Origin of the sequence: Bifidobacterium vespertilionis (assembly GCF_008698145.1) — a bacterium.
GTDB lineage: Bacteria > Actinomycetota > Actinomycetes > Actinomycetales > Bifidobacteriaceae > Bifidobacterium > Bifidobacterium vespertilionis.
Genome location: NZ_RZNZ01000018.1, coordinates 24,338 through 36,375, shown reverse-complemented (window position 1 = coordinate 36,375; position 12,038 = coordinate 24,338). Strand labels below are relative to the sequence as shown.

The window sequence follows — 12,038 nt, the reverse complement described above, 5'->3', positions numbered from 1 at the left end:
ATTGCCGGAATTCCGGCAATCCCCGTGTTTGTTTATGGTTGGGAATGTGCGCTTTCCAGTTCACTGAACATTCGCGATTTCATTGCGTGAACCGGAAATCTGCGGTCACCTGCGCCAACGGGCCCGGAATCGGTACCCGGCCACAAGCGCTAGCAGGGTCAGGCAGGAGCCGAACACCGCGCCGGCGCTCATATTGAGCAGCAGCACGTCGAGGACGACAAGCGCGGTGAGCAGCAGGATGATCGCGGCGGTGATTGCGGCTGCGGAAAGGGTGTGGGAAGTGGTGGTCATGGTGTGTCCTGTTCTTCGTTGAACGTGGGGGATGTGCTTGCCCTGTCATTCGGGGCTTCCTTGGGGATGGGCATTGCTGCCCGTCATCCTGAGCGAAGCGAAGGATCCTTCGTCATTACACACAAAGTCATAGTGCAGGAGGTTAAGGATCCTTCGCTTCGCTCAGGATGACGGCCTATCCAGGATGAGGGGCTTGCTCAGGATGAGCCGGATTCAGCCGCGGTACTTGGCGTACTGGGCGTAGACCTCGGGTGTCGGCTCGCCGGTGAGGGTCTCGTCGATGGTGAGCGGCCATGCGGGCGGCTCGGCCTCGCCGGAGAGCACCCACGCGGCCTGGCGGGCGGCGCCGATCGCCACATACTCGTCGGTGGCGGGCAGGTCGACGCTGTGTTCCAGAATGCCCGGCGCATAGGCGCGCACGGCCGCGGACTTGGCGCCGCCGCCGATCAGCAGGATGCGCTTGACGTCCACGCCCAGGTTCCTGACGAGCTCCAGGCAGTCGCGCTGCGAGCACAGCAGACCCTCCACGAACGCGCGGGCGATGTTCGCCTTGGTGGTGTTCGCGAGCGTCATGCCGTTGAGCGTGGCGGTGGCGTCGGGGCGGTTCGGCGTGCGCTCGCCGTCGAAGTACGGCACGAGCGTGATGCCGCCGGCGCCGGGGGTGGACTGGGCGGCCAGATCGGCCAGCTCGTCGTAGCTGACGCCCAGTGCGGCGCGGCCGGCGTCGGAGATGCGCGAGCCGTTGATCGTGCAGGCGAGGGGCAGGAAATGGCCGGTGCAGTCGGCGAATCCGGAGATCGCGCCGGTCATGTCATAGGTGGGGTTCTCGGCGATCGCTGCGGCCACGCCGGAGGTGCCCAGGGAGATCGACACATCGCCCACGGCCATGCCCAGACCCAGCGAGGCCATGGCGTTGTCGCCGCCGCCCGGTGCGAGGATGCATCCGCCGGGCACATCCTTGCCGGCGATGGCGGGGCTGGCCTTGACCGCGGCGGCGTCGCGCGGGCCCAGCACCGCGGGCAGCGTGATGCGGTCGGCGGCGGCCGCGGCCTCGGTGGGGGCCGAAACGGTGCCGTACGAATCCACGGAGCCGGCGTCGCCGTAGGCCGGTGCGAGGGCCAGAGCCAACAGATCGCGCCGGTATACGTTCGTGGCCGCGTCGAAGTAGCTGGTGCCCGAGGCATCGGAGCGGTCGGTGAACAGGGAGTCCAGATGGGCGTCCTCGCCTTCGGCGACCGGGCCGTATCCGGCGATGCGCCAGCTCAGCCAGTCGTGCGGCAAGGCGATGGCCGCGATGCGGCGGGCGTTCTCCGGCTCCGCTTCGGCGGTCCATGCCACCTTGGTGAGCGTGTAGGAGGCGACGGGGGATGAGCCGACCGCGCGCACCCAGCGCTGCTTGCCACGCAGCTGGATACTGGCGTCGTCGGAGCCCGCGGGCATGCCAAGGGCCGTTTCGTCCGCGTTGGCCGGGGCCTTGCCGAGCGTTTCGATCAGCGCTGCCGCCTGCGGGGCCGAGCGGGTGTCGTTCCACAGCAGGGCGTCGCGCACCACGTTGCCGTTGGCGTCGAGCAGAACCATGCCGTGCTGCTGGCCGCCCACGGCGAGAGCGGAGACGTCGTCAAGCCCGCCGGCCTGCTCGGCGGCGGCCTGGAAGGCCTCCCACCATGCCTCGGGGTTCACGCTCGTGCCGTCCGGGTGCTTCGCCTGCCCAAAGCGCACCGTCTCGCCGGTCAGGGCGTCGGTGACGCGGACTTTGGTGGACTGGGTCGAGGTGTCCACGCCCGCTACCAGAACTCGTGCCATGCCATCCTCCTTGATGCTGTGCCGTCTTTCGCCCTGATGGTTCCGGACGGTGCCGGCCGCCGCCGGCAATAAATGTTAGATCAATGAACTAATATCATGGTAGCACATAAACCGCGCTATTGTGAAATGAACGAACTAAGGCGTGCGTGTCATCGCGGACGCGTGCGACGGATGCCGACCCGATCCTTCGGAACCGGGCCGCGCCCCAGAGGAAGGAGAGTCCATGGCCGCACTCAGACGCATCAATCAGGAGGACTTGCGCAACCACAACCTGTCCGTGGTGATCGACACCCTGCTGCAATCCACCGTGCCGATGAGCCGTGCCGAACTCGCCAAGGCCACGGGACTCACCAAGGCCACGATGTCGCTGCTCGGTTCCATGCTGCTCGAAGGCCGGGTGGTGACGGAGGGCGATCCGACCATGCAGAGCAACTACGGCAGACCGTCCACGCCACTCGCCATCGCAGCCGGAACTTGGGCTGGCATCGGCCTGCAGATCAACACCGACGGCTACGGATACATCGTGCTGGACCTGACCGGCCGTGTGATCGCGCAGGAGTGGGAGCCGTCAAGCCCCATCGGCTGCAGTCCCGAGGAGATCTTCGACCGCCTCGATGCCCTCGTGACGCCCACGGAACGCGAACTCGCCAATCTGGGGTACCGGGTGGTGGGCACCGGACTCGCGCTGCCCGGCCTGGTCACCGACGACCAGCGGTTGCTGTCCGCGCCGAACCTCGATTGGGGCATGGTCGATCTTCAGGAGTTTGATGTGGTGACCCGTCTTGATGCGGCCGCCGGCAACGAGGCCAATATGGCGGCACTCGCGCAGATCCCCGGATATGCCACCTGCCGTGGGGGCGGGGAGTCACCCATCGATGCGGGCGGATCGTTCCTGTACGTGTCCACCGACGTGGGCATCGGCGGCGCTCTGGTGCGCGACGGGCGCGTGGTGACCGGCGATCATGGCTTTGGCGGGGAGATCGGTCACCTGTCCGTTTCGATGGACGGTCCGAAGTGCCGTTGCGGCCGGTGCGGATGCCTGGAGGCGTATGCGGGACGCCGATCAATGGTGGAGGCTGCCGGCGTGGCGACCGGAGCCGACGCGGCGCGATCGGGTGCGGCGATCGAATTGTACGAGCGGTGGCGCAGGGGCGATGAAAAGGCCGTGGAGACGATCGAGCGCGCGGTCAGGGCGCTTGGCTCGGCGATCTCCTCCACGATCAATCTGATGGATGCGCAGACCGTGATCTTGGGCGGCTTCTGGCAGCAGTTCGGCACCGATCTGACCGATCGGCTCACACGCGATGTGGCCGGTCAGGTGCTCGCCGGGCGCGAGCTGGCCATGCAGGTGGTGCAACCGCCCGTGTCCGAACGCCCGGCGCTGCGCGGCGCGGCCGAGGTGGGTCTGCGCCGGTTCATCGACAATCCGCTGCGGTATCTGGACGAGGGCGAAGCGGTGAAATGACGGGGCTTACCGTCATGCTGAGCGCTGAGCCGTTAAGCGGACAGTCCGGTGGGCTGTCCGTAGGCGAGCGGAGCCGCCGCCAAGGCGGCGACGGTCTGGCGTAGCCGGACACCGAAGGGCGGAGTCGTTTTTCGTCATCCTGAGCGAAGCCCGAAGGGCGGAGTCGAAGGATCCTTAACGTTGTGCACAAGTCCAAGGATCCTTCGACTCCGCTACGCTCCGCTCAGGATGACTGGGGAATGTTTCTTCGGACTCCGCTCAGGATGACTGGGGAATGTCTCTTCGGATTTCGCTCAGGATGACGGCTTGCCCCGTCAGATCATCCTGCCGTCGGTCACGAAGATGGCGTGGACGTCGCCGCGGGCCTTGTTCTCCAGATAGCGGCGGAAGATCGCCATGCGCTCCACGGTGCTCTTGGCGAGCGGGGAGGGCAGATCGTCCGGATCGAACCAGCCGACCGACAGGCTCTCCTCGTCGCCCACGAACGGCTGGGCGTTGCCGCCGGGCTTGAGCTCGCACAGGAACGAGTGATCCATGTACATGGTGTTGTCGCCATTCGCATAGGTGATCACGCGATCGGACGAGACGACGGCGACCAGATCGGTCACCACCGCGTCCACGCCCGTCTCCTCCTTGATCTCTCGCACCACGGTGTCCGCCGGCTGCTCGCCCGGCTCGTTGATGCCATAGACCAGCGCCCACTCGCCGGTGTCTGATCGGCGGCCCAGCAGCACGCGGCCCTCGCCGTCGCGCACGTAGCCGGTCACGCCGGTGAGCCAGAGGAGATCATGGCCAATTTTCTTGCGCAGTTCAAGTACGAATTCTGGTGTTGGCATGGCTTTGAGTCCTTTCCGGTTGTGGCCATGATCCTTCGCGGCCTTGGCGGCCGCTCACCTCGCCTACGGACAGCCCACTGGGCTGTCCGCTTCACGGCTCAGCATGGCCGATTTTCTTGCGTAGTTCGAGTACGAATTCTGGTGTTGGCATGGCTTTGGGTCCTTTCCGGTTGTGGCCATGATCCTTCGCGGCCTTGGCGGCCGCTCACTTCGCCTGAGCGTCCCGTTCCGTCATCCTGAGCGAAGCGAAGGATCCTTAACCTTCCTCGCAAGCCACAATGCAGAAAGTCAAGGATCCTTCGACTTCGCCCTTCGGTGTCCGGCTACGCCGGATCGTCGCCGCCTTGGCGGCGGCTCGACCGCAACTGCGGTCGGCCTGCGGTCGTAGCTTTAATTGCTCACTGTCGTTCGCCCTCGCCTGCGAACGCCTCCGGCGTTCGCTTCACGGCTCGGCCTGCCTACGGACAGCCCACCGGGCTGTCCGCTTAACGGCTCAGCGCTCAGGATGACAGCGTAGGCCACGCTCTGCGCAGGATGACGCGGACGGCGGGGATCAGCGCGCCTTGGCCGCGCAGTCGGCCATCCATTCCTCCACGTCCGCGGGCTGCTTCGGGATGCCGGCGGACAGCCATTCGGGGCCGTGCTCGGTCATGAGCACGTCGTCCTCGATGCGGATGCCGATGCCGCGGTACTCCTGCGGGATCAGCAGGTCGTTGTCGCGGAAGTACAGGCCCGGCTCGATCGTGAAGATCATGCCCGGGCGGATGGGCGCGCCCTGGTACGCCTCGAAGCGGGCCTGGGCGCAGTCGTGCACGTCGAGGCCCAGATGATGGGCCACGCCGCACGCCAGCCAGCGGCGGTGCTGCTGGCCTTCGGGGGACAGGGACTCCTCCACGCTCACCGGCAGCAGGCCCCACTCGTGCAGGCGCTCAGCGATCACGCGCATGCAGGCATGATGGATGTCCGAATAGGTGGCGCCCACCTTCGCGGCCTCGAAGCCGGCCTGCTGGGAGTCGAGCACGGCTTCGTACAGGCGCTTCTGGAAATCGGTGAACTTGCCGTTGGTCGGGAACGTGCGGGTGATGTCCGCGGTGTACAGGGAATCGACCTCCACGCCGGCGTCCACGAGCAGCATGTCGCCGCGGCGGACCACACCGGTGTTGCGCATCCAGTGCAGGATAGGGGCGTGCGCGCCGGAGGCGACGATCGAATCGTAGCCCACCGCGTTGCCCACCTCGCGGGACACGGCGTTGAATGCGCCTTCGAGGATACGTTCCGAGCGCGGCTTGTCCAGCGCGCGCGGCAGGTTCTCGAGCAGACGATCGAAGCCCTGCTTGGTGGCGTCGATCGCCTTGCGCATCTCGCCCACCTCGTAGGCGTCCTTGGTCATGCGGGCCTCGGAGGTGAACTCCTTGAGCTTGTCGTCGGCCGCGGCGTTGGTGTCCGGATCCGGGAAGCCGTTGGTCTCGCGCAGGCCCTCGACCATCGCGGTGATCTGCGGATCGGTGTCGCGCACCACGCGCACGCGGACCGCTCCGGCCTCGGCACCAACGTCCTTGCCGAGCGCGTCGGGCAGCTGGGCGATGTCGTGCGTCTCCAGACCGGTCATAGCGGCCAGCTCCTTGAGACCGGCGCGCGGGCCCACCCAGTACTCGCCGTAATGGGCGTTCATGAAGAAGTCGGCGGTGTGGTAGTCTGCGCGCGGGGCGACGAACAGCTCGGCCACATGGGTCTTGCCGGCCTTGGCCTCATCGGAGTCCGGATCGGTGGGGTTGAGCACCAGCACGGCGCCCGCCTCGTAGTCCACGCCCAGTCCGGTGTAGTAGGCGAAGGTGGTGTCCGGGCGGAACATGTAGTCGCAGTCGTTGTTGCGCACCTTCGGCTGGCCGGCCGGGATCACGATGCGCTCGCCCGGGAACTGGGCGCCCAGCGCCGCGATGCGCTCGGGGATGAACTTGGAGGACTCAAGGGGCTCGACCTCGGGCTCGGAGGCATCCCAGCCGGTCTTCATGAAGTCCTTGAAGGCGCTGCCCAAGGGGCGCAGCGAACGGTTGTTCACACGGTCCTTCATCGGCTGGTCGTCGCCCGGGGCCTTTTTTGCCTCCTCAGCTTCGTATTCCTTGTCCTTTGCGGTCACCACGTCGGTCATCAATGCTCCTTTTGACGGTATGGTTCACATACAACGCCTATCCTAACCGCTTGCATTGCATTCGCGTTTCCGCGCCGGGCCGAATCCGGCACCGGAACCGGGGCTTCACCGGTCCGGTTGAAGGGGCCGTCTAGACTGGGGAGGGTTTTGAGGCAGGAGGAGAACGGAATGTCATTCGAGCATCCGAACAGGAACGGCGAATCGATCCGCGAGGTGGAGCGCGAGATCATGAAGCGCCCGCCGGAGCACAACACCACGAATCTGGATCTGGACCGCATGTCCCTGATGCTGGACATCCTGGGGCATCCGGAGGAGTCGTTCCGCGTGATCCATGTGACCGGCACGAACGGCAAGGGCTCCACCGCGCGCATGGCGGAGGCGATCTGCCGCGCGTACGGCCTGCGCACGGGCCTGTACACGTCGCCGCATCTGGAGCGGATCAACGAGCGCATCGCCATCGACGGGCAGGAACTCTCCGACGACGATTTCGTGGACGCGTGGGACCAGATCAAGGATCTGGTGGATCTGGTGGACGCCAAAATGGCTGAGCAGGGCAAGCCGAAAATGAGCTTCTTCGAGGTGCTCACCGCCATGGCCATCTGGAAGTTCGCCGACGCGCCGGTGGACGTGGCCGTCGTGGAGGTGGGCATGGGCGGCCGCGACGACGCCACGAACGTGCTCAACGCGGATGCGGCGATCATCGGCCCGGTGGACATGGACCACATGCAGTGGCTGGGAGGCACGGTGGAGGAGATCGCCGAGCACAAGGCCGGCATCATCAAGCCCGATTGCACGGTGATCGTGGGCCCGCAGCCGCATGAGGACGAGGTGCTGCCGATCATCGAGGAGCACGCGCGCGCCAACCACGCCCGTCTGGTGCGCGACGGCTACGAGATGGAGGTCGTCTCGCGCATGCCGGCCGTGGGCGGACAGGTCGCCACGCTGCGCACGCCGAGCGGCACGTACACGGAGGTCCCGATCGCCAAGTTCGGCGAGCATCAGGCGCACAACGCCCTCGCGGCCCTGGCCGCCGCCGAGGTGGTGATCCCCGTGGCCGGCGCGCTGGACGGCGATGCCGTGGCCGAGGCCCTCAGCGGCGTGAAGATCCCCGGGCGCATCGAGCAGATCCGCACCTCGCCCACGATCATCCTGGACGGCGGGCACAACGTGAATGCGGCCGAATCACTGCGCGCGGCGATCGAGGAGAACTACGAGTTCGAGCAGCTTGTGGGCGTGGTCGCGATGATGCACGACAAGCAGGTGGAGCAGTATCTGGGCGTGCTCGAGCCGGTGCTGAGCCAGGTGGTGGTCACCGAGAACTCGTGGCGCGATCGCGTGATGCCCGCCGACGAGCTGGAGAAGATCGCCGTGAAGGTGTTCGGGCCGGACCGCGTGATCCGCCGCGACGATCTGCCCGACGCGATCCAGACGGCCGTGGATCTGGTGGATGCGGCCGATGAAACCGGCGTGGGCTACGGCCGCGGCGTGGTGATCTGCGGCAGCTTCGTGACCGCCGGCGACGCGCGCACGCTGCTCAAGGAGCACATGAACCCCGATCTGGCCAAGCCCAAGGCCGAGCGCGTGGCGGACGATTCCGCAGAGGACGCCGGCCGCATCGAGCCGAATCTGGGCGCATAGCGGGTCGCGGTGTACCTCAAGGAGCTGACCCTTCGGGGCTTCAAATCCTTCGCCTCCGCGACCACGCTGCGCTTCGAGCCCGGCATCACCGCCGTGGTGGGGCCCAATGGCTCGGGCAAGTCGAACATCGTGGACGCGCTAGCCTGGGTGATGGGCGAGCAGGGGGCCAAGGCCCTGCGCGGCGCCCAGATGGAGGACGTGATCTTCGCCGGCACGTCGTCGCGTCCGCCGCTGGGACGCGCGCAGGTGACCCTGACGATCGACAACACCGACCATGCGCTCAACATCGAGTACACGGAAGTCACCATCTCCCGCACGATCTTCCGCAATGGCGGCTCCGAATATGCGATCAACGGCTCGCCCTGCCGTCTGCTGGACATCCAGGAACTGCTTTCGGACACCGGTCTGGGACAGCAGATGCACGTGATCGTGGGGCAGGGGCGGCTTGACGCGATACTCAGGGCCGACCCGTCCGGCCACCGCGCCTTCATCGAGGAGGCGGCCGGCATCCTCAAGCACCGCAAGCGCAAGGAGCGCGCGCTGCGCAAGTTGGCCAACACCGAGCGCAATCTGGCCCGGTTGGACGATCTGCTCGGCGAAATCCGCCGCCAGATGGGTCCTCTGGGCCGTCAGGCGCGCATCTCCCGCCGCGCCGACGCGATCCAAGCCACCGTGCGTGATGCGCAGTCCCGCCTGTACGCCGAGGACGCGCTCGCTGTGGAACGGCGTCGCGATGCGACCCGCGCCGAATTGGCGGACGTGCGCGCCAAACTCATCGAATCGCGGCGGCAGCTGGCAGGCGTGAAGGTGCGCATTGAGCAGGTGGAGGCGCTGGCGAGCGAATCCAGTCCGGCCATCGCGCGCGTCAACGAGATCTGGCATCGCTACGCGCAGTTGCAGGAGCGCTACCGGTCGCTCGCGCAGGTGGCGGGGGAGCGTGCCCGGTCGCTGCTCGGGCAGGTGGTGGAGCAGCCGGGCGAGGATCCGCAGCTGCTGGAGCGCCGGGCCGTGGAACTGGACGGTCAGGCCCGGCGGCAGCGTGACGCGGTCTCCGATGCCAGATTGGCGTACGATCGGGTCACCGAACGGCGTGCGGACGGCGAACGGAAGCTCGCCTCCGTGCGGCAGACGCTCACCGAACTGCGCAAAAGCGCGCGGGAGCGCGAGACTCGGGTCGGTGAGCTCAATACGCTCGCGGCCAGGGAATCGGCGGCCGTGGAACTCGCCGAAACGCGTGCCCGGGATTTCGCCTCGCAGCGTGACGCCCTGAAGCGACAGCTCGGGGACGCGCAGGCGCAGGCGGATCAGCTGAGGCGGGAATCCGAAATCATGGCGGACGATGACGGCAAGGCGCTGGACGAGGCCAGATCCGCGCTCGCCGCGGCACAGGAGAAGCTGGACGGTCTGCTGGACGAACAGCGGGGCGTCAATGGCCGGATCATCTCGCTCAAGGCCAAGGCGGATGCGCTCACGGATACGCTGGAAAGCCGGACCGCATCCGGTGAGCTCGAGCATGACCGGCAGGTGGGCGCGATGGGCCGGCTCGCCGACTTCATCCGCATTCAGGACGGCTGGGAGGAGGCCGTCGCGCACGCGCTGGATGCCTTCGCCGGGGCGATGGTGGTGCCGGGCGCGGAGCAGATGATGCATGCCCTGCGCCGGGCGAGGGAGGACAGGCTGGGCCGTGCCGTGGTGCTGGCCGCGGACGGGGGATTCGCGGACGGCGATGCGGATGGCCGAGATCCGGGGAACCGGCGGATGGGTGGATTCCCGTCGCTCGGATCGCTGGTGATGCAGGCCGATCCCAAGCAGGACGGTCCGGACGCCGGTCCCTCGCATGATCCAGCCGTTGCACAGGGCGTGACGGCCGCCGTGCGCCGGCTGCTTGAGGACGTGGCCGCCGTCGATACGCTGGATGATGCCCGATCGGCGCTCGCCGCCGGATGGGGAACGGCCGCCACGCGGGACGGGGAGATCGTCAACGCGGTCGCGGCGGCGGGAGGCTCGTCGCTGTCCCAGTCCGATCTGTCCTTGGCCGCAAGGAGGGACAAGGCGCTGGCCGAATCCCGGGCGTTGGCTGAGGATCTCAAAGTGCTGGACGATCGCGTGGCGCGTGCCACAGCCGATCGTGATGAGGCCCGGCTGGCGGTCGATCGTGAATCGGCCAAGCGCACGGAAGCCCGGTTGAAGGCCCAGCAGGCCGCCAAATCGCTTAAATCGGCGGACGATCGCGTGGCGGGATTCGAACGGCAGATCAAGGCGATGGACGGCAAGATCGCATCCGTCGAGTCCGATCGGCAGACCCACCGGCTCAAGTTGGACGATCTGCGCGTGGCACTGGAAGCGGCTGGGGAATCGGACGGCGAGCACGCCGATTCCGACGAGCTCGCCGAGCGCGAGACCGTGCTGGAACGGGACCTGTCCGCAGCTCGCGAGCAGGAGGTCACGGCCAAGATCGCATGGACCGAAGCCACGCGCAAGGCCGATTCGCTGGAACGTCAGGCCGGGTTGCTGCATGATCAGTCGCGCGAGGCCGCGGAGCGCCGGACGCGCGTGGAGGCGCTCAACGCCAAACGCCGCGATCAGGCGGCCCATGCGAACGGAGTGGCCGATGATGCGCGGCAGATCGCGGAGATGATCGGCGAGTACATCGACCAGACCACCGCCAAGCGTGACGCCCTGCAGGCCGAGGCGTCCAGCCATGACGACGAGCTCAGGGCCCTGCGCGCCGAACGGGATCGCATCGACCCGCAGGTGGCCGATCTTGCCGCGCGCGAGCACACCCTGGACGTGGAACGCGAACGCGTGGCCGGCCAGTACGGTCAGATCACGCAGAAGGTGTCCGACGAGCTGGGCATGACCTTGGAGGAACTGATCGCGCAATACGGGCCGGACCAGCCGGTGCCCGTGCCGGACGACCGGTCGGATGCCGATGCCGGGACGGACCACGCGCAGCCGGAGCATGAGCGGCCGGTCAAGACCGTGCCGTACAACCGCGACGAACAGCGCAAGCGCCTCGACAAGGCCCGCCGGGAGCTGGCCGCGCTCGGCAAGGTCAACCCGCTCGCCACCGAGGAGTACGAGGCTTTGGAAACGCGCAACCAGTACCTGAACGATCAGCGCAATGACGTGGTCCAGTCGCGCGACGACCTCATGGGCATCATCAAGGATTTGGACGACACGATGGTGGAGGTGTTCCGATCGGCCTTCGAAGACACCGCCAAGGCCTTCGAGCGCATGTTCGGCATGCTGTTTCCCGGTGGCACCGGACGGCTGCGGCTCGAGGATCCGGACAGCCCGCTGACCACCGGGGTGCTGGTGGAGGCCAGCCCCGCGGGCAAGCGCGTCAAACAGCTGAGCCTGCTGTCCGGCGGCGAGCGGTCGCTGACCGCGCTGGCGCTGCTGTTCGCGATCTTCACCGCCCGTCCCAGCCCGTTCTACGTGATGGACGAGGTGGAGGCCGCGCTCGACGATGTGAACCTCACCCGGCTGCTCAACGCGCTGGAGGATCTGCGCGAGCATGCGCAGCTGATTGTCATCACACATCAGCAGCGCACGATGAGCATTGCGGATGCCTTGTACGGCGTAACGATGCGTGCGGATGGTGTGACCGCCGTGGTGAGTCAGCGGTTGGCACATGCTGGTTCAACGTCATCCTGAGCGCTGAGCCGTTAAGCGGACAGCCCGGTGGGCTGTCCGTAGGCGAAGGGAGCCGCCGCCAAGGCGGCGACGGTCCGGCGCAGCCGGACACCGTAGCGCGAAGTCGAAGGATCCTTGATTTGTGCAGTAAGTTAAGGATCCTTCGACTCCGCTGCGCTCCGCTCAGGATGACGGGGCTTTCCGCTTAACGGCTCAG

The 12,038-nt window shown here is 67.0% G+C and carries 7 protein-coding genes; 3 read left to right on the top strand and 4 right to left on the bottom strand.

Annotation, left to right across the window (positions count from 1 at the left end; all coding sequences use genetic code 11):
• Positions 1 to 105: 105 nt before the first annotated feature.
• Positions 106 to 291: a hypothetical protein gene (locus EMO90_RS10840; RefSeq protein WP_150353731.1), complete on the bottom strand. Its 186-nt coding sequence runs from the start codon at positions 289 to 291 to the stop codon at positions 106 to 108.
• Positions 292 to 504: 213 nt separating this feature from the next.
• Positions 505 to 2,094: a xylulokinase gene (locus EMO90_RS10835; protein ID WP_150353730.1), complete on the bottom strand. Its 1,590-nt coding sequence runs from the start codon at positions 2,092 to 2,094 to the stop codon at positions 505 to 507.
• Positions 2,095 to 2,317: 223 nt separating this feature from the next.
• On the opposite strand from EMO90_RS10835, the gene EMO90_RS10830 reads away from it, so the two are divergent.
• A complete protein-coding gene (locus tag EMO90_RS10830) occupies positions 2,318 to 3,559 on the top strand; it encodes an ROK family transcriptional regulator (RefSeq protein WP_150353729.1) in 1,242 nt (413 codons plus the stop codon).
• Positions 3,560 to 3,873: 314 nt separating this feature from the next.
• Here EMO90_RS10830 and EMO90_RS10825 read toward each other — a convergent pair whose 3' ends face one another.
• Both EMO90_RS10825 and EMO90_RS10820 read right to left on the bottom strand, forming a co-directional pair.
• Entirely contained in the window at positions 3,874 to 4,395 is a 522-nt protein-coding gene (locus EMO90_RS10825) for an NUDIX hydrolase (protein WP_150353728.1), read from the bottom strand.
• Between the two features lie 553 nt (positions 4,396 to 4,948).
• Entirely contained in the window at positions 4,949 to 6,544 is a 1,596-nt protein-coding gene (locus EMO90_RS10820; RefSeq protein WP_150353727.1) for an aminopeptidase P family protein, read from the bottom strand.
• 168 nt (positions 6,545 to 6,712) lie between these two features.
• Here EMO90_RS10820 and EMO90_RS10815 point away from each other — a divergent pair, with 168 nt between their 5' ends.
• Entirely contained in the window at positions 6,713 to 8,182 is a 1,470-nt protein-coding gene (locus tag EMO90_RS10815; RefSeq protein WP_150353726.1) for a bifunctional folylpolyglutamate synthase/dihydrofolate synthase, read from the top strand.
• A 9-nt stretch (positions 8,183 to 8,191) separates the two neighbouring features.
• Positions 8,192 to 11,842, top strand: coding sequence for a chromosome segregation protein SMC (gene smc / locus EMO90_RS10810; protein WP_150353725.1), 3,651 nt, complete (start codon positions 8,192 to 8,194; stop codon positions 11,840 to 11,842).
• The last annotated feature ends 196 nt before the right edge of the window (positions 11,843 to 12,038 follow it).

Coding starts and splice junctions, on each gene's coding strand:
- EMO90_RS10840 (WP_150353731.1), bottom strand. CDS start 291: ATGACCACCACTTCCCACACCCTTTCCGCAGCCGCAATCACCGCCGCG.
- EMO90_RS10820 (WP_150353727.1), bottom strand. CDS start 6,544: ATGACCGACGTGGTGACCGCAAAGGACAAGGAATACGAAGCTGAGGAG.
- EMO90_RS10815 (WP_150353726.1), top strand. CDS start 6,713: ATGTCATTCGAGCATCCGAACAGGAACGGCGAATCGATCCGCGAGGTG.
- EMO90_RS10835 (WP_150353730.1), bottom strand. CDS start 2,094: ATGGCACGAGTTCTGGTAGCGGGCGTGGACACCTCGACCCAGTCCACC.
- EMO90_RS10825 (WP_150353728.1), bottom strand. CDS start 4,395: ATGCCAACACCAGAATTCGTACTTGAACTGCGCAAGAAAATTGGCCAT.
- EMO90_RS10830 (WP_150353729.1), top strand. CDS start 2,318: ATGGCCGCACTCAGACGCATCAATCAGGAGGACTTGCGCAACCACAAC.